The 20,501-nt window shown below is 42.0% G+C and carries 11 protein-coding genes; 1 reads left to right on the forward strand and 10 read right to left on the reverse strand.

All coding sequences use genetic code 11. The features are described 5' to 3' along the window. Positions 1–152 precede the first annotated feature (152 nt). The 3 genes from rpoC to pbp1b all read right to left on the reverse strand — a co-directional run bounded on the left by rpoC (position 153) and on the right by pbp1b (position 10,255). Positions 153–3,791, reverse strand: a complete 3,639-nt coding sequence (gene rpoC / locus A6J31_RS08695; RefSeq protein ID WP_002887020.1) for a DNA-directed RNA polymerase subunit beta' — start codon at positions 3,789–3,791, stop codon at positions 153–155. A 99-nt stretch (positions 3,792–3,890) separates the two neighbouring features. Continuing rightward, positions 3,891–7,472 (reverse strand): DNA-directed RNA polymerase subunit beta, encoded by a 3,582-nt coding sequence (rpoB, locus tag A6J31_RS08700; protein ID WP_014635122.1) that lies wholly within the window; start codon positions 7,470–7,472, stop codon positions 3,891–3,893. 359 nt (positions 7,473–7,831) lie between these two features. Beyond that, complete coding sequence (pbp1b, locus tag A6J31_RS08705) at positions 7,832–10,255, reverse strand: penicillin-binding protein PBP1B (RefSeq protein ID WP_080610977.1); 2,424 nt, start codon at positions 10,253–10,255, stop codon at positions 7,832–7,834. Between the two features lie 101 nt (positions 10,256–10,356). On the opposite strand from pbp1b, the gene tyrS reads away from it, so the two are divergent. Beyond that, positions 10,357–11,613, forward strand: coding sequence for a tyrosine--tRNA ligase (gene tyrS, locus A6J31_RS08710; protein ID WP_003092098.1), 1,257 nt, complete (start codon positions 10,357–10,359; stop codon positions 11,611–11,613). A gap of 153 nt (positions 11,614–11,766) precedes the next feature. Here the strand turns inward: tyrS and ilvC are convergent, their stop codons facing one another. The 7 genes from ilvC to A6J31_RS08745 all read right to left on the reverse strand — a co-directional run bounded on the left by ilvC (position 11,767) and on the right by A6J31_RS08745 (position 20,488). Continuing rightward, positions 11,767–12,789 (reverse strand): ketol-acid reductoisomerase, encoded by a 1,023-nt coding sequence (gene ilvC, locus A6J31_RS08715; protein ID WP_002885764.1) that lies wholly within the window; start codon positions 12,787–12,789, stop codon positions 11,767–11,769. A 75-nt stretch (positions 12,790–12,864) separates the two neighbouring features. Beyond that, positions 12,865–13,341: an acetolactate synthase small subunit gene (gene ilvN, locus A6J31_RS08720; protein WP_002892046.1), complete on the reverse strand. Its 477-nt coding sequence runs from the start codon at positions 13,339–13,341 to the stop codon at positions 12,865–12,867. Further along, a complete protein-coding gene (locus A6J31_RS08725; protein ID WP_080610978.1) occupies positions 13,334–15,034 on the reverse strand; it encodes an acetolactate synthase large subunit in 1,701 nt (566 codons plus the stop codon). The genes ilvN and A6J31_RS08725 overlap by 8 nt, the downstream gene beginning before the upstream one ends. A 133-nt stretch (positions 15,035–15,167) precedes the next feature. Further along, a complete protein-coding gene (ilvD, locus tag A6J31_RS08730; RefSeq protein ID WP_080610980.1) occupies positions 15,168–16,889 on the reverse strand; it encodes a dihydroxy-acid dehydratase in 1,722 nt (573 codons plus the stop codon). 168 nt (positions 16,890–17,057) lie between these two features. Further along, positions 17,058–18,725 (reverse strand): DAK2 domain-containing protein, encoded by a 1,668-nt coding sequence (locus tag A6J31_RS08735; RefSeq protein ID WP_080610981.1) that lies wholly within the window; start codon positions 18,723–18,725, stop codon positions 17,058–17,060. Continuing rightward, positions 18,725–19,090, reverse strand: a complete 366-nt coding sequence (locus tag A6J31_RS08740; protein ID WP_002885694.1) for an Asp23/Gls24 family envelope stress response protein — start codon at positions 19,088–19,090, stop codon at positions 18,725–18,727. The genes A6J31_RS08735 and A6J31_RS08740 overlap by 1 nt, the downstream gene beginning before the upstream one ends. Before the next feature lie 111 nt (positions 19,091–19,201). After that, entirely contained in the window at positions 19,202–20,488 is a 1,287-nt protein-coding gene (locus A6J31_RS08745; protein ID WP_080610983.1) for an MATE family efflux transporter, read from the reverse strand. Positions 20,489–20,501: the final 13 nt, after the last annotated feature.

Genomic DNA, 20,501 nt, shown 5'->3' on the forward strand with positions numbered 1-20,501 from the left:
CACTTCATCTTTGGTGTTCTTATTATACAAAATTTTCTGGAAAAGATAAAAAAAATGGTCTTATATTTTATATTTATCAAAAATAGAGGAAATTCTAGTCATATAAATACGAAAAGAACCCACAATTCATTGTGAGTTCTTTTGCTTTCATTTTAGTCTTCAGATGATTCCACAATTGCTTCGTCAACAGCAATGTTTTCAATAACTTCAACTTCGTTAACTGAAAGTGGTTCAATGTTACGGTAACGAGCCATACCTGTACCAGCAGGGATAGTCTTACCAATGATAACATTTTCTTTAAGACCAAGGAGATGGTCTTTCTTACCACGGATAGCTGCATCTGTAAGGACACGTGTTGTTTCTTGGAAGGAAGCCGCTGACAAGAATGAATTTGTTTCAAGTGAGGCTTTCGTAATACCAAGAAGGACTGGACGAGATGTTGCAGGAACACCACCAGAGATAACAATATCCTTGTTAGCATCTGTGAAGTCAGAAATGTCCATAAGTGTACCTGGAAGGAGATCTGTATCACCTGGATCCATAACACGTACTTTACGAAGCATTTGACGAACCATTACTTCGACGTGTTTGTCACCGATTTCTACCCCTTGGCTACGGTAAACTTTTTGTACTTCTGCAAGAAGATAAGTTTCAACTGACAAGGTATCACGTACTTCAAGGAGACGTTTAGGTTGGATTGAACCTTCTGTCAAGGCCGCACCACGGTGTACTTCGTCACCCACTTCAACTTTCATACGAGCTGTAAATGGAACAACATATTCACCCATTCCAGTCTTACCTTGAACAAAGACTTTCTTAGTACGTGTTGCAGCATCTTCTTCGATTTCAATAACAGTACCCTTAACTTCAGTGATAACCGCTTCCCCTTTAGGGTTACGTGCTTCAAAGATTTCCTGGATACGTGGAAGACCCTGTGTGATATCGGTGTTTGAGGCTACCCCACCGGTGTGGAAGGTACGCATGGTAAGCTGTGTACCAGGTTCCCCGATAGATTGAGCGGCGATAGTACCAACTGCTTCACCAACTTCAACGGCATCACCTGTTGCCAAGTTGATACCGTAACAGTGACGGCAGACACCGTGACGTGTGTTACATGTAAAGACTGAACGGATAGTTACTTCTTCAACACCAGCATTGACAATAGCAGCAGCCATGTCTTCAGTAATCAAAGTATCTGGACCTACGATTACTTCACCTGTTGTAGGATTCTTAACTGATTTCTTAGTGTAACGACCTTGAAGACGTTCTTCAAGTGTTTCCGTAACTTCTTTACCATCAGTAATCGCACGGATAAGAAGACCACGGTCTGTTCCACAGTCATCTTCACGAATGATAACATCTTGGGCAACGTCAACCAAACGACGAGTAAGGTAACCTGAGTCGGCTGTCTTAAGGGCCGTATCGGTCATACCTTTACGCGCACCGTGAGTAGAGAAGAACATTTCCAAAACGCTCAAACCTTCACGGAAGTTTGAAAGGATAGGCAATTCCATGATACGTCCGTTAGGAGCGGCCATCAAACCACGCATACCGGCAAGTTGAGAGAAGTTAGAGATGTTACCACGAGCTCCTGAGTCCATCATCATAACGATTGGGTTCTTAGGATCTTGTGTTTCAATCAGACGTTTTTCAAGGGCTTCTTTCGCTTCACGCCATGTTGTTGTAACAGCAACATAACGGTCATCATCTGTCATCAAACCACGACGGAAGGCCTTGTTAATTTCTTCAACACGGTGGTGAGCAGCATCGATAATTTCTTGTTTGTTATCGATAACTGGGATATCGGCGATACCCACTGTCAAACCAGCAAGTGTTGAGTGGTAGTAACCAAGGTCTTTCAAACGGTCAAGGAAGGCTGATGTTTCAGTCGTACGAAGACGTTTGAAGGTTTCAGCGATGATGTTACCAAGATTTTTCTTCTTGAATGGTGCATTAATTTCCAAACTATCAATAACTGTTTGGATATCTTGACCTGGTTCAAGGAAGTACTTATCTGGTGTGCTATCTGTCAAGTTCTCATTTGTTGTTTCTTGAAGATATGGAATTTCCGCTGGAATGATTGAGTTAAAGAGAATCTTACCAACAGTTGTAACCAAAATCTTGTGAAGTTGGTTTTCTTTCCAAGGTTTATCAGGCATGCTGTCTACTGCGATACCGACACGGCTATGCAAGTGAACATAACCATTACGATAAGCCATAACTGCCTCATCAATATCCTTGAAGACCATACCTTCACCCTCACGGCCTTCTTCTTCCATAGTCAAGTAGTAGTTACCAAGAACCATATCCTGAGATGGCGTTACGACCGGTTTACCGTCTTTAGGGTTAAGGATGTGTTCAGCCGCAAGAAGGAGCAAACGTGCTTCAGCTTGAGCTTCTTCAGACAATGGAACATGGATGGCCATTTGGTCACCGTCAAAGTCGGCATTGTAGGCCTCACATACCAATGGGTGAAGACGAAGGGCCTTACCATCAATCAAGACAGGTTCAAAGGCCTGGATACCCAAACGGTGGAGGGTAGGTGCGCGGTTAAGAAGTACTGGGTGTTCCTTGATAACATCTTCAAGAATATCCCAAATACGTTCATCGCCACGTTCAACCATACGTTTAGCGGCTTTCACGTTACCTGCGTATTCACGCGCAACGATTTCACGCATCACAAATGGTTTGAAAAGTTCGATGGCCATCAAACGTGGCACACCACATTGGTACATTTTAAGTGTTGGACCAACGGCGATAACGGAACGTCCAGAGAAGTCAACACGTTTACCAAGCAAGTTTTGACGGAAACGACCTTGTTTACCTTTAAGCATGTGGCTCAAAGATTTAAGTGGACGACTACCTGGTCCAGTAATTGGACGACCACGACGTCCATTATCGATAAGGGCATCTACCGCTTCTTGCAACATACGTTTTTCGTTTTGCACGATGATACCTGGAGCATTCAATTCAAGCAAACGAGCCAAACGGTTGTTACGGTTGATAACACGACGATAAAGATCGTTCAAGTCTGATGCCGCAAAACGTCCACCATCCAATTGAACCATTGGACGAAGGTCTGGTGGCAATACTGGCAAAATGTTAAGAACCATCCATTCTGGTTTGTTACCAGACTTATAGAAGGCATCAAGAACGTCCAAACGACGAACAGCCTTAACACGTTTTTGACCAGTTGCTGTCTTCAACTCTTCTTTGAGTTCAGCAATTTCAGCTTCCAAATCCACTTGTTTCAAGAGATCTTGGATAGCTTCTGCACCCATTTTAGCGACAAATGAACCATGTCCATACTCTTGCAATTTTTCACGATATTCACGTTCTGTCAAGAGAGATTTTGGTTCAAGTGGTGTTTCCTTTGGATCGATAACCACGTAAGCTGCGAAGTAGATAACTTCTTCAAGCGCACGAGGGCTCATGTCCAAAGTCAATCCCATACGAGAAGGGATTCCCTTGAAGTACCAGATGTGTGATACTGGTGCTTTCAACTCGATGTGACCCATACGTTCACGGCGAACCTTAGCACGTGTTACTTCAACACCACAGCGGTCACAAACGATACCTTTATAACGGATACGTTTGTATTTTCCACACGCACATTCCCAGTCTTTAGTAGGACCAAAGATCACTTCGTCGAAGAGACCTTCGCGTTCTGGTTTGAGCGTACGGTAGTTGATTGTTTCAGGTTTCTTAACTTCACCATAAGACCATGAACGGACCTTAGTTGGTGAAGCTAGTGTGATTTGCATACTTTTAAATCGATTTACGTCAACCACTAGTATTACCTTTCTTTTGTTCTATTGACAATAGCAGCGCTATTCTCACCTTTATCAGCTACCTTAGCAGAGAGAGTGAACTCCCTCTCTAAAGCTTATTTATTCTGTTTTATCTGAAGCTTCTTCTTTAGCTTTTTCTAATTCAGCAGCTTCTTTGGCTTGTTGTACACGTGCTTTTTCAAGATCATCAACGTGCATGACATCGTCGTCTTCACCTTCATCAAGATCACGCAATTCAACTTCGTAGTCATCCTCATCAAGGACACGCATATCGAGACCAAGTGATTGCAATTCTTTAACAAGTACTCGGAATGATTCTGGTACACCTGGTTTTGGAATTGGTTTACCTTTAGTGATAGCTTCATAGGCTTTCAAACGTCCGTTAACGTCATCTGACTTGTAAGTCAAGATTTCTTGAAGGATATTTGATGCACCATAAGCTTCAAGGGCCCAAACCTCCATCTCACCGAAACGTTGTCCACCAAATTGTGCTTTACCACCAAGAGGTTGTTGGGTAACGAGTGAGTAAGGACCTACTGAACGAGCGTGAAGTTTATCATCAACCATGTGGTGAAGTTTGATCATGTACATGACACCAACTGATACACGGTTATCAAATGGTTCACCTGTACGTCCATCGTAAAGGATTGTCTTAGCATCACTATCCATACCAGCTTCTTTCACGGTATCCCAGAGGTCTTCTGAGCTTGCTCCGTCAAAGACTGGTGTTGCGATGTGGATACCCAAGTTACGAGCAGCCATACCAAGGTGAAGTTCCATAACCTGACCGATGTTCATACGTGATGGCACCCCAAGAGGGTTCAACATGATATCAACTGGTGTACCGTCTGGAAGGTAAGGCATGTCTTCAACAGGAACAATACGAGAAACAACCCCTTTGTTACCGTGACGACCGGCCATCTTATCTCCGACCTTGATCTTACGTTTTTGAGCGATGTAAACACGAACAAGCATGTTAACACCTGATTGCAATTCATCACCGTTTGCACGGGTGAAGATTTTAACATCACGAACGACACCATCACCACCGTGAGGAACACGAAGTGACGTATCACGTACTTCACGAGATTTATCACCAAAGATAGCGTGGAGAAGACGTTCTTCAGCTGAAAGGTCTTTTTCACCCTTAGGTGTTACCTTACCAACAAGAATGTCACCTTCTTTAACCTCAGCACCGATACGGATAATACCCATTTCGTCAAGGTCTTTGAGGGCTTCTTCACCAACGTTTGGCAATTCACGTGTGATTTCTTCAGGCCCAAGCTTTGTATCGCGTGTTTCTGATTCGAATTCTTCCAAGTGAACAGAGGTATAAACGTCATCTTTCACAAGACGCTCACTCATGATAACGGCATCCTCGAAGTTGTAACCTTCCCATGTCATGTATGCGACGATAGGGTTTTGACCGAGGGCCATTTCTCCACCTTCCATAGATGGACCGTCAGCGATAAAGTCACCTTTTTCAACAATATCGCCAACCTTAACCAAAGTACGTTGGTTATAAGCAGTACCTGAGTTTGAACGACGGAATTTTTGAATAGTATAAACATCAAGAGAACCATCTTCACGACGAACTTCAACTTTATCAGCATCAGAGTAGACAACTTTACCATCGTGTTGAGCGATAACTGCAGCTCCTGAATCGTGGGCAGCTTGATATTCCATACCAGTACCAACATAAGGTGCTTTAGGATCAATCAAAGGCACAGCCTGACGTTGCATGTTGGCACCCATGAGGGCACGGTTAGAGTCATCGTTTTCCAAGAAAGGAATACATGCTGTCGCAACGGCAACTACCTGTTTAGGAGAAACATCCACGAAATCTACAAGGTGTGATGGGTACTCTTGGTTATTACCTTGATGACGACCCATAACGATTTCTTCTGCAAATGTTCCATCTTCGTTCAATTTAGAGTTAGCCTGAGCAACTGTGTACTCATCTTCTTCGTCGGCAGTCAACCAAACTACTTCGTTGGTTACTTTACCAGTTGCACGGTCAACCTTACGATATGGTGTTTGAATGAAACCATACTTGTTAAGGTGTCCGTATGAAGACAAGTTATTAATCAAACCGATGTTAGGTCCTTCAGGTGTTTCAATTGGACACATACGACCATAGTGCGTGTAGTGTACGTCACGAACTTCATATCCGGCACGGTCACGTGTCAAACCACCAGGTCCCAAGGCTGACAAACGACGTTTGTGTGATAACTCTGACAATGGGTTGTGTTGGTCCATGAACTGTGACAACTGTGAAGAACCGAAGAATTCTTTAACAGCTGCAGTTACAGGGCGAATATTGATGATTTGTTGTGGTGTCAAGACTTCGTTATCTTGGACTGACATACGCTCACGTACGTTACGTTCCATACGAGCCAAACCAATACGGAATTGGTTAGCAAGCAATTCACCAACAGCACGGATACGACGGTTACCAAGATGGTCGATATCGTCTACTTTACCGATACCTTCAGCAAGGTTGAGGAAGTAGCTCATTTCAGCCAAAATATCAGCTGTTGTCAAAGCACGAACTTTGTCATCTGGGTTGGCATTACCAACAATTGTAACCACACGATCTGGATCGTTTGGTGCAACAACCTTGAATTTTTGAAGAACAACAGGTTCTGTAACCACCGCATAATCGTTTGGTGTGTATACAAATTTGTTCAAATCACCATCCAAGTATTCTGCGATTGAATCAATCACATCACGTGTCATTTCAGTACCAGCTTCAACAAGGATTTCACCTGTTTCAGGATCTACCAAGTTTTCAGCAATTGTTTGTCCCAAAAGACGTGTCTTGATGTTAAGTTTTTTGTTGACTTTGTAACGACCAACAGCAGCCAAGTCATAACGACGTGGATCAAAGAAACGAGCTACAAGCAAGCTACGTGAGCTGTCGGCAGTTTTTGGTTCACCTGGACGAAGACGTTCATAAATTTCTTTAAGCGCTTCATCAGTACGTGAATCTGCCGGGTTTTTGTGGATATCTTTTTCAATGGTGTTACGAACCAATTCGCTATCACCAAAGATATCAACAATTTCGTCATCACCTGAGAATCCAAGCGCACGCACAAGCGTTGTGAATGGAATCTTACGTGTACGGTCGATACGAGTGTAGGCGATGTCTTTTGAATCTGTTTCAAGCTCAAGCCATGCCCCACGGTTAGGGATAACTGTTGATCCATAACCCACTTTACCGTTTTTATCAACCTTATCGTTAAAGTAAACACCAGGTGAGCGCACCAACTGAGAAACGATAATACGTTCACCACCATTGATGATGAAAGTACCCATCTCAGTCATAATAGGGAAATCTCCGAAGAAGACTTCCTGAGTTTTGATTTCACCAGTTTCTTTGTTAATAAGACGGAAAGTCACAAAGATAGGTGCTGAGTATGATGCATCGTGGATACGAGCTTCTTCAAGTGTATACTTAGGCTCTTTCAATTCGTAACCAACGAATTCCAATTCCATAGTGTCTGTGAAGTTTGAGATAGGAAGTACATCCTCAAAAACCTCTTTAAGACCAGTATCCAAGAATTCTTTGAATGAATCCGTTTGGATTTCAATCAAGTTTGGTAAATCAAGAACTTCTTTGATTCTTGAAAAACTACGACGGGTACGATGTTTCCCGTATTGAACGTCATGTCCTGCCAAGTCTTCTACTCCTTTTCTACATTCGAGACCTGCTTTGCAAGTCGTGCACTTTAAATATTTGTCTTCTGCCTTTTTCAGTTGCTTGTCCCATTGACAAGTGATCAAACACCAAGATCCACTTAGCTGATTAATGATAAGCGAAAAACTTAATCTGTGAATTTTTAGAACCTTTAAATATGCGTTACAACACTTGAAAATCCTAAAAATAAGCACAAAAATAGCAGCTAAATCTGACCGAAAAAACGTTGATTTAACTGCTGTATCTCTTGATTGGACAATATTTCAACCAAGTAAGACGACAAATAGTTGTCTATATTATACCTAATTTTTTACTTTTTTGCAAGTTTTCTTGGCAATTCTTAATGCCCTCCAAGAATGCTAGACCAGGCTTTTTGATAGTCACTGTCAGTTCCACCAATAGCAAACTTGTAAGTCGTATCTCCAGGTCCATTTTTGGCCCAGTAAGTATCAACCATTTCACCACTTACCGAAACATTACGACCATTGACAGATACTGTTGCTGGTTTAAGACCTGTTGATTTGAGCACACTTGCCTTAATGGCACTCGAATCCATATTAAACTTATCTCCCGTTTTAAAAATACCTGGATTGGCATTATAGATAGCGGAAGTCAAACGAGCCATATATTGCGCATTATAGGTGTAACCTGTTTTAGAATTAGTTGGCGTGTTATTATCATAACCAGCCCAACCACCAAGAGTAATACCTGGTGTTGACACAATCAACCAAGCATCCGCAAAGTTATCTGTCGTTCCTGTTTTACCCATCCAGTCAGCTGAGGCTGCTGCACCATTGACATTTTTCAATTCAGAATGAAATTGAGTTGTCGCTCCTTTAACTACCACTTCTTTGAGCAGATTATCCATGATACTAGCCGTAGCTCTTGAAAAGACTTGCACCCCTTCAGATTTATGTTGATAGATAACTTCGCCAGTCCGGTCAGTAATACTATCAATCATATAGCCCTTCTCGTAGACGCCACCATTTGAAAGCATTTGATAGGCATTTACCTGTTGGGCAACCGTGGTTTCAATCCCTCCACCAAGAGGTAAACTCTCGATATTGTAATTAGCAATCTTATACCCCATCTTGGTCATGTAACCCTCAACATCAACATCATGACGTTGAAGCATTTGGTAAGTCCAAAAGGCTGGAATGTTCCACGAGGTATTGAGTGCCTCTTGGAGGTTCATCATAGCTGTACCCTTATCACCATCATGGAGAATAGGCGTTCCACCCGTAAAATTAGTTGGGTAGTTAGAAAGGATACTTGAGCTACCCATCAAACCTTGATCAATAGCAATTCCATAAGCGATAATAGGCTTAATAGATGAGCCTGGGGAGCGTGCCGTATCAAAGGCATGGTTATTTTGGTTATTTTCGTAACTACGACCACCAACAAATCCTAGAATTGCTCCAGTCGCATTATCCATGAGCACATTTCCGACTTCAACTCCACTATTACCTCCTTGGTCGAGGAGGCCACCATATTGACTCGCAGCATCTTGCATCGCATTATAAACTGCATTATCAATAGTTGTCTTAACGCTGTAGCCACCGGTTTGGAGCTCTTGAAGGGCTCTCTCACGATAGCTTTCCTTTGTCTTATCATTTTTCAAATCTTGACTCGATACCTTGTCACGTTTAACGAGGTAATCATACATGACATCCTGAGCCTCAGACATGACAGAATAGTACAAATAGTCATGACTTACAGCATCAGACTTCTCACCAGCCTTGAAATCTTTAGTGATATCATAACTCTTATAGCTTTCGTACTGCGACTTATCAAGATAGCCGCCACGATAAAGATTGTAGAGTACATCTTGTTGACGTGCCAAGCCATAAGCAAGATCCTCTGCGTTTTTTAATTGACCGTCAGCTGTATAAGGTGAGTAGACAATTGGGCTCTGTGGTAAACCTGCCAGATAGGCAGCCTGAGGAACTGTCAAATCCGCTGCAGATACGCCAAAGATACCTTGAGCAGCCTCCTCAATACCAGCAATATTTTTCCCCTTGTTATTACGTCCAAAAGGAGAAACATTCAGATAATCGGTTAAAATTTCATTTTTAGAAACACGACGCTCCAATTGTAAGGCATAGATAATCTCTGCCGCCTTACGTTTAAAGGTTGGCGCATCCCCTGTTACCTGTTGCTTGATTAACTGCTGCGTTAGCGTCGAACCTCCACTTGAAGAGCCAACTCCCAAAACTGATGACACCAAAGCCCTAAATACTGCCTTTGGCACAACACCCTTATGCTTCTTAAAATTTTCATCCTCAGTCGCAATGATGGCATTCTTGACATTGTTAGAAATCGCATCACTCTCAATAGGTGTTCTCAGCAAGTCAGTGTCGATATCCGCAATCTTCTTAGAATCGGAATAGCTCATAGAAGATACCAAACTAACCTCACTAATCTGATTCAACAAGGTTTTGTCCTTAATCGACGGAACAGACTCAATTTGACTCCCCAAATAACCCAAACCAATTCCTGCACCGAACAAGGTAAGGACGATAATAACCACATAAAAGAAATCAGACAAAAGCTTTAAGGTTTTTAAGAAAACATCACCCATGTCTAAGAGTGTCATCCGGTCCTCAGGCGACTTTCTCCCTTGCTTACGATTCCACTTAGAATCAGTCGTAGCTTTCCTTTCATTAAAAGATTTATCCCCTCTTTTAGACCCAGAACCAGCAAACTTTGTGCGAATAGCCTGCCCTAGTCGTCTAAAATAATTTATTATTTTTTCAAAATTCATAGAAATACCTCAAAGCCTATTATAACAAACTTTGACAAAGCTTGCATAGGCCTACTTTCTTTTGGTATAATGGTGCAGAATATACTTTACTGGAGAATATCATGACAATTTTTGAAGAACTAAAAGCACGTGGCTTGATTTTTCAAACCACTGATGAAGAAGCCCTTGTAAAAGCCTTTGAAGAGGGACCAGTCTCATACTACACTGGTTATGACCCAACAGCAGACAGTCTCCACCTTGGACACCTTGTCGCTATCCTTACAAGTCGCCGACTTCAATTGGCTGGACACAAACCTTACGCCCTCGTTGGTGGCGCGACAGGTTTGATTGGTGACCCATCATTTAAAGATGCTGAACGTAGCCTCCAAACCAAAGAAACCGTTGAAGGTTGGGTTGAAAAAATCCAAGGACAACTCTCTCGTTTCCTTGATTTTGAAAATGGCGACAACAAAGCCGTTATGGTTAACAACTATGATTGGTTTGGTTCAGTCAGCTTCATCGATTTCTTGCGTGACGTGGGTAAATACTTCACGGTTAACTACATGATGAGTAAGGAATCTGTTAAGAAACGTATCGAAACAGGTATCTCTTACACTGAGTTTGCCTACCAAATCATGCAAGGTTACGATTTCTATGAACTCAACGATAAGTACGGCGTAACCCTCCAAATTGGTGGTTCTGACCAATGGGGTAACATGACAGCAGGTACTGAGCTCTTGCGTCGTAAAGCAGATAAATCTGGACATGTCATCACTGTACCACTTATAACAGATTCAACTGGTAAAAAATTCGGTAAATCAGAAGGTAACGCTGTCTGGCTTGATGCTACTAAAACAACACCTTACGAAATGTACCAATTCTGGCTCAACGTTATGGATGACGATGCTGTTCGCTTCTTGAAGATTTTCACTTTCTTGTCACTTGAAGAGATCGAAGAGATCGGTAAAGAATTTGACCAAGCTCGTCATCAACGTTTGGCACAAAAGGTTTTGGCTCGTGAGGTTGTTACTTTGGTTCACGGTAAAGAAGCTTACGAACAAGCTGTTCATATCACTGAACAACTCTTCGCTGGTAACCTTAAAGCTCTCTCAGCACGAGACCTTAAAGTTGCCCTTAACGGTGTCCCAACTTATGAAATTTCAGCAGATGAAAATCTGAACATCGTTGAACTTCTCGTCAATGCAAAAATTTCACCATCTAAACGTCAAGCACGTGAAGACGTGCAAAACGGTGCTATCTATATCAACGGTGAACGTGTGCAAGACTTGGATTACACTCTTTCAGATACCGATAAGATTGATAATGAAATTACTGTTATCCGTCGTGGTAAGAAGAAAAACTTTGTTTTGACTTACTAATTTATGGCTATTCTCACTCCTTAATGGAGTGAGTTTTTTTATTGCACTATATTTTACAATTTATCTACCAAAAAAGAGCAGTAGGATTGATTCCCAACTACTCTCTTCAGAACACAAAAAACCAGCACTAGGCCGGTTTTCGAGACTATCACATTAGTTATAGATTTTGAATGCGTCGTCGTCGTTTTGACCAACGAATGGCATTGCTTTACGCAATTCAGCACCAACTTTTTCGATTTCAAGGTTAGCAGCTTCTTCACGGTAAGCAGTAAGTTTTGGACGTCCAGCCTTGTAGTCGTTAACGAAGTCGTTAGCGAATTTACCATTTTGGATGTCAGCAAGAACTGCTTTCATATTTTCTTTCACTTGTTCAGTGATAACACGTGGACCTGATACGTAGTCACCGAATTCAGCAGTGTTTGAAATTGATTGACGCATTTTCTTGAATCCACCTTCGTAGATCAAGTCAACGATCAATTTCATTTCGTGAAGCACTTCAAAGTAAGCCAATTCTGGAGCATATCCAGCTTCAGTCAAGACTTCAAAACCAGCTTCGATAAGGGCAGTCAAACCACCACAAAGAACTGCTTGTTCACCAAACAAATCTTCTTCAGTTTCTTCTTTGTATGTTGTTTCAAGAAGACCAACACGTGCTGCACCAACACCTTTACACCAGTCCATAGCGATGTCTTTAGCGTTACCTGTAGCATCTTGGTATACTGCGTAAAGTGCAGGAACACCAAAACCTTCTTCAAATGTACGACGTACCAAGTGACCAGGTCCTTTAGGAGCACACATGAAGACATCAACATCTTTAGGAACTTTGATGAATTCGAAGTGGATGTTAAATCCGTGTGCGAAACCAACAGCATTACCAGCTTCAAGGTTTGGAGCAATTTCTGCTTCGTAAAGTTCTTGTTGGATTTCGTCTGGAGCCAAGATCATGATAACATCAGCCAATTTAGTTGCTTCTGCTACTGTGTAAGTATCAAAACCATCTTCCTTAGCTTTATCAAATGATTTACCTGGACGAACACCGATGATCACATCGTGACCTGTATCACGCAAGTTTTGTGCATGCGCATGACCTTGTGAACCGTAACCGATAACGGCGATTTTTTTACCGTCAAGTGCTGCTACTTTTACGTCTTTTTCATATTCCATTTGAACTGCCATAGTAATATGTCTCTTTTCTAAAAAAATAATTTATTGCCTTTTTAAGGCTGGGTTAACAAATTTAAGTTGGATTTTTTAATCACGGGTAAATCCAGTAGCACCCGTACGAGCGATATTTTTGATTCCGTAAGGACGAATAACTCGTAGAAGCGCCTCGCTCTTTTCAGCATCACCAGTCATCTGGATAGTGATAGAGCTTGGTGCCACATCAACCACCGAAGCACGGAAAGGTTGAATAATCGCCAAGATTTCAGCACGTTTAGAGGTTGGTGCTGATACCTTAACTAGGATAACTTCACGTTCCAAGTGTGGCTGATCCGTGATATCACGGATGCGAATCACATCAATCTGACGATTAAGCTGTTTGATGATTTGTTCCACTTCATTTTGAGTATTCACATCAATAATAATCGTAATACGTGAAACGTTAGGATCCTCAGAAGCCCCTACAGAGATACTTTCAATGTTAACTTGACGTCGTGAAAGAACACCTGTGAAGCGGTTAAGGACACCTGAACGGTTCTGAAGTTTAGCTGTTAACATTCTACGCATTGAACTTCACCCCCAACATTTCGTGATTACTCTTACCAGCCGGAACGATTGGCAAGACATGCTCTTTACGAGAGATATCCACCTCGATGAACATTGGCACGTCTTCCTTGATAACTTCCAAATCCTGATCAATTGTCTCTGGATTATCAAACTTGTAAGACTTAATGCCGTAAGCTTGAGCCATCAATTGGAAATCTGGAAGGGTATCAAAGACAGACTCTGATGTACGCCCTTCGTAGAAAGACTCTTGCCATTGACGTACCATACCAAGTGAGTGGTTATTCAACATAACAACCTTGATTGGCACCTTGTAAACATTTAAGATAGCCAATTCTTGATTCGTCATTTGGAAACCACCATCACCAACAAAGAGGATAACTTCTTTATCAGGATTAGCAATTTTAGCACCAATTGCTGCTGGAACACCGAACCCCATTGTTCCAAGACCACCTGAGGTCACCAATTGACGCTCATTTTGGTATGGATAATACTGAGCTGTCCACATTTGATGTTGACCAACGTCAGTAACAACAACCGCGTCACCCTTAGTCAATTCACCGATACGCTCGATAACTGCCTGAGGCTGTACCATACGTTCTTTCTTATCGTAAGAACGTACACGCTCTTTGTCTTTTGTAACTTTTTCAATCCATTTTTCAGTGTTATTCTTAACCACTGGTTCTGCTAAGAGCATTTCAAGAGCTTGCTTAGCATCACCAACAACTGGAAGGTCCACTGCAATAATTTTACCAATCTCAGCTGGATCTACATCAATATGGACAACCTTGGCATTCTTAGCAAATGTTTTAGGATTACCTGTCAAACGGTCATCAAAACGACAGCCAATGGCAATCATAAAGTCAGCATCGGTCATAGCAATGTTAGCTGCATATGAACCGTGCATACCACCCATACCCAAGAAGAGGGGGTGACTAGTAGCAATTGTCCCTTGACCTAAAAGACTTGTAACAACTGGGATTTGGTAGCGTTCTGCAAAAGCAACTAGCTCCTTAGCAGATTCAGAATAAGACACCCCACCTCCAGCTACAATAACCGGCTTCTTAGCTTTACCCAACTGCTTCAAGATTTTCTTGATTTGCATTTCGTTTGGCCTTAGCGTCGGTTGGTAACTTGGAAGATTAATTTCAGGATCGTTGATGAAGGCTGTTTCCTTAGCCACGACATCTTTAGGGAGATCGATAACAACTGGACCAGGTCGGCCAGTTGTTGCAATATGAACCGCTTCCCTAATAATACGAGGAATATCAGCTGTATCGCGAATCTGATAATTGTATTTTGTAATCGGCATGGTAATTCCGACAATGTCAGCCTCTTGGAAGGCATCCTTACCAATACCTGGTGTTGCGACCTGACCAGTAAAGACTAGGAGAGGTACGCTATCACTCATAGCATCTGCAATCCCTGTAATAGCATTAGTGGCACCAGGACCACTCGTTACAAGAGCAACACCGAGTTTACCAGTTGATTTGGCATAACCTTCAGCTTCGTGCAGACTTCCTTGCTCATGACGAGATAAGATATGATTAATCTTGTCATTTTTGTAAATAGCATCATACAAAGGAAGAACCGCTCCGCCAGGATATCCAAAGATAGTTGAAATCCCAAGTTCAAGAAGTGTATCTAGAATTAAATCAGCACCAGAGCGTGCTTCTTCAAGTTCAATTTTCTTCACATGGACCTCCTTTAGTAGTTGTTTTTTTCGAATTGTCTAAAAATTCAAAACCTTGTATACTATGATAACATTTTTAACCAAATTTGCAAGGGTTTCGGAGAAAAATATCACAAACTCTTCGGAAAGAATGTTCTTAGTTTTTTTCTTGTGCTTGACGTTCTGCTTTACGTTCTTCGAATTCTTCGTCACTCATCAAAGTTCCGCCAACATTGGCTGATTTAGCAAAGGCTGTATAGCGACGCAACCAACCACTTGAAATTTTTGATTTGAAAGGTTTCAAATGTTTGCGACGTTCTTCAAGGGTTGCATCATCGACAAGCAGATCAAGGGTACGATTTGGTAGGTCAATCACGATTTCATCGCCATCTTCGATTAGAGCGATATTACCACCTTCTGCTGCTTCTGGAGAAACGTGACCAATCGCAATACCACGAGTAGCTCCTGAGAAACGACCATCCGTAATCAGAGCCACATCCTTACCAAGACCGCGTCCGACAATCTTAGAAGTTGGTGCCAACATTTCTGGCATACCAGGTCCACCCTGAGGACCTTCGTAACGAATGACAACGACATGGCCCTTCTTAACTATTCCATTATCAATCAACTCAAGGGCCTGATTTTGTGAATCACAACAAATAGCTTTACCACGGAAAGTTTTAACAGATGGATCTACACCACCGACCTTGATAACAGCTCCATCCTGAGCAATATTTCCGTAAAGGATAGACAAACCACCAACTGGTGAGATAGGATGCTCAATTGGATGGATAATTTCTTCATTTTTGATTTCAGCACCAGCTACGTTTTCTTTCAAAGTCTTACCAGTAACTGTAATACGATCACCTTTAATGGCTCCTTTTTTAATCAACTGATTAATAATGGCTGGAACTCCACCAGCTTCATGGACATCATGCATAGTGTAAACACTTGAAGGTGCAATTTTAGAGAGATAAGGTGTCTTCTTGGCAATCTCGTTAATGTCTTTAAGATCATAGTCAATACCGGCCTCACGCGCAATAGCAAGCGTATGAAGAACAGTATTGGTTGAACCACCCATGGCCATATCTAGAGCAAACGCATCATCGATGGCTTCTTTGGTCACAATATCACGTGGGCGAACATTATTTTTGATGTTATCCATCAATTTTGTGGCTGCTTGACGAACCAATTCACGACGTTCATCTGAAACAGCTAGGATAGTACCGTTACCTGGAAGGGCAAGGCCTAAAACTTCCATCAAACAGTTCATTGAGTTAGCGGTAAACATTCCTGAGCATGAACCACAAGTTGGACAAGCATTTTTCTCCAAATAATCGAGCTCTTCCTTGCTCATATCTCCAGCCTGATAGGTACCTACAGCTTCAAACAAACTTGATAGCGTCGCTTGATGACCAGTCATGTCAACGCCACCCTTCATAGGGCCACCAGAACAAAATACTGCTGGCACATTAGTACGCATGGCCGCCAAAATCATCCCTGGTGTAATCTTATCACAGTTAGGAATGTAGAAAACCCCGTCAAACCAGTGGGCATTAATAACTGTTTCTGCAGAATCGGCAATCAATTCACGAGATGGAAGACTGTAACGCATCCCAATATGCCCCATGGCAATCCCATCATCCACACCAATGGTATTAAACTCAAAAGGAATACCGCCAGCCTCGCGGATGGCTTCCTTGGCAATATCTGCTAATTCACGCAAGTGAACATGCCCTGGAACAATATCAATATAAGAGTTACAAATAGCAATGAAGGGCTTTTGCATATCCTTGGCAGATTTAACTTGCCCAGTCGCATACAAAAGTCCGCGTGCTGGTGCCTTATCAACACCAACTTTGATCATATCACTTCTCATGATGTTACCTTCAATCTATAAAATTTCTTACAACATATGTTACCACTTTGGAAAGTAATGTCAAGGAATTTTCAGAATATTTTTGTAATTCCGAAAAGATATCCCCGCTATATCAAAACTGACAAAACAAAAAGGAAGCCCTAAGACTTCCTAAATGATTATTCAAAATTATTCAACACTGAAGAGGTATGGATAAACTGGTTGGTCTCCTTGGAAGATTTCAACTTCGATATCTTCGTGAGCCTCTTCCAATTTTTCCGCAAGTGCTTGAGCTTGTTCTTGATTACCTTCTTCGCCGACGTAAATCATAACAATTTCACTGTCTTCGTCAATCATCTTGTCAAAGATGTCAAGAAGGGCTTGGTCCATATCTGGTGTAGACACAAGGATCTTACCATCCACCATACCAAGGATATCATTTTCATGAATCTCAAGACCATCGATAGTTGTATCACGTACCGCCAATGTCACGCTACCACTTGTTACATCTGAAAGACTAGCTGTCATAGCTTCAACATTGGCTTCGATACTTTGGCTAGGATCAAAAGCAAGCAAACTTGTAAATCCTTGTGGAACTGTACGTGTTTCAACAACAGCCGCATTGACATCTACTACTTCAGCAGCTGATTGCGCTGCCATAAAGATGTTTTTATTGTTTGGCAAGATGATTACATTCTTAGCATTGACCTGTTCAATAGCCTTAACAATATCTTCTGTTGATGGGTTCATTGTTTGACCACCTGAAATCACATAGTCAACACCTTGTGATTTGAAGATATCTGCAAGTCCATCTCCAGCAACAACTGCAATAAGGGCAAAGTCTTTAGGAGCAGAAGGTGCTGCTTGGATAGCTTCTTCTTTTTGAACTTGTGCATCGTGTTGGTTACGCATGTTGTCAACCTTAACTTTAACAAGAGCCCCATATTTAAGACCTTCTTGCATGACAAGACCTGGATCCTCTGTATGGACGTGAACTTTTACAATTTCATCGTCGTTAACCACAAGAAGAGAATCCCCAAGGTTACTCAAGTAATTTTGGAACTCTTCATAGTCAAAGTCTTTCACATAAGTCGGACCTTGTTTGAGACCAATCATGATTTCCGTACAGTAACCGAAGGTAATGTCTTCTGTTGCAACATGACCAGCAACTGACTTATGGTGTTCTGCATTAATCATCTCTGTCATCGTAGCAGGTGTCGCTTGGAAGTCCTCTGAAGCGATATACTCACCTGTGAGGGCTGACAAGAAACCTTCATAAATGAAGACCAAACCTTGACCACCTGAGTCTACCACACCAACTTCTTTCAAAACTGGAAGCATCTCTGGTGTCTTAGCCAAAGCAGCTTTAGCTCCATCGAGAGCTGCACGCATAACCTCAACAGCATCATTTGTAGATTCAGCTTTCTTAATCGCTGCTGAAGCTGCACCACGTGATACTGTAAGGATTGTTCCTTCGACAGGTTTCATAACTGCTTTATAAGCAACTTCAACACCTGCTTGGAAGGCATGAGCTAAATCTTGGCCGTCAAGTTCCGTTTTATCCTTGATACTTTGACCAAATCCACGGAACAATTGTGACGTGATAACACCCGAGTTACCACGGGCACCCATCAAAAGACCTTTAGATAAAATCTGACCAACTTCACCAACTGTTGAAGCTGATTGATCTGCGACAGCTTTGGCTCCGTTATCCATAGTCATTCCCATGTTTGTTCCAGTATCTCCATCTGGTACTGGGAAGACATTGAGTGAATTCACATATTCTGCTTGCTTACCTAAACGTGTTGCTGCCGCTTGGACCATCTCCTGAAGCAAGCTTGTTGTAATTTTAGACACTAGTTTTCTCCTACGACTTTAATATTTTGAACGTAAACATTTACTGTTTCAGCCTTGATACCGAGTTGATTCTCAAGATTAAATTTCACACGTTCTTGAATATTTTTTGAAACCTCACTAATCTTAACACCGTAACTCATAACAGTGTAAACATCCACAGTGATACCTGCATCAGTAGATTTCACGACAACTCCTTTTGCGTAGTTTTCCTTTCCAAGAAGTGCTTGAAAATTATCTCGGATAGCACTCTTACTTGCCATACCGACAACGCCAAAAATTTCTGTTGCTGAACCGCCAACTACTGTTGCGATGACATCATCTGACAATTCGATTTGACCATCTTTTGTATTGATTTTTACAGTCATAATTACTACCTCAAAAAGTTTTTATCAGCTTATTTTACCATATTCGAGCCTACTTGTAAAAAATAAGAAGAAGATACCCTTTGAATAAGAGTATCTCCTCAGTATTTATCATTAAAACTTTCTCTTTACGAGATAACGACGGTACATCACGTAAAGGAAGATTGCACGCCATACATTATCAACAACGGTTGCAATCCAGACACCAGCAAGACCCATTCCCAGACTCACCCCAAGGAAATATCCTGAGAAAATTCGGATAATCCACATCCCAATAGTTGTTGCATAGAAAGGCATCTTAGCCTTACCAAGACCTTGCCAAACTGCTGTGTAGACTAGAGTCCCCGAGGTCACAGGATTCCCAAGGAAAGAATAAAGAATAACTACCTGGCTAGCCGCAATAGCTGCTTTATTATCTGTAAAGAGACCTGATAAGCCTTGTCCAAAAAGCAAGATGCTCCCTGAAACCAGAACCATCAAAAAGGTTGAAATCCAATAAGACTCTCGTATAATACGCTTCATCTGAGCCTTATCCCCTCGACCCAAACTATTGGCAACCAAGATAACCGTAGCCGTTGCGACTCCCATACCAGGCATATAGTTAAACTGAGTAAGGTTTTCACCGATGGCGTTACCACCGACAACGGCTGTACCAAAGGTAACAATAATAGCCACAATGACCACATCTCCAGCACGCATCATCAGTCGTTCACCTGCTGCTGGCAGAGCAATCCCCAACAACTCCCTGTTGAAAGGTTTGGTAACTTCAAGCTGCTTCACATCCAGTTTCATCGCTTGCCACAGTATCACTGTCCCAACCAGACGAGAAAAAACCGTAGCCGTTGCGACCCCAATAATCCCCCAATGTCCCACAAAGATGGCTAAAGAAGATAAAATAGCATTAAGAACATTGGTCAAAAGACTGACGACCATGGAAATACGAGGCCGTCCCTTGGCCCGTAGGATGTTACCAAAAGTAGTCATCAAGGCTAGGAAGACCACTCCTCCACCGACAAGAGCAAGGTAGAGACTACCAGCCTGAGTCACAGATTGCTCAGTACCTAAAAGATTAAGAATGGCCCCACCACCAAAAATGGAAAGTAGACCAAGAATGAGACTAAGAGCAAAGGTAATAATAATAGCATCCCAGGTGTCTCGGTTAGTCGCTTTAACATCTCCCTTCCCTAAACTTCTAGCAATGACACTGGCACTTGAGGCTCCTAGAGCAATGAAGATAGCTTGGTAAATCGTGATTATATTATTGGCTACGGAAACCCCTGATATGGCGACAATACCAACCTGAGCCACTAGGTAAGAATCGACAACCCCCATCAACATTTGTAGAAGGTTTTCGGCCATAGCAGGCAAGGCTATGTTTAGAATTTTCTTTGTTTCTGTCATAATATTCTCTTCT

This window comes from Streptococcus sp. FDAARGOS_192 (genome assembly GCF_002073815.2).
Lineage (GTDB): Bacteria > Bacillota > Bacilli > Lactobacillales > Streptococcaceae > Streptococcus > Streptococcus salivarius_H.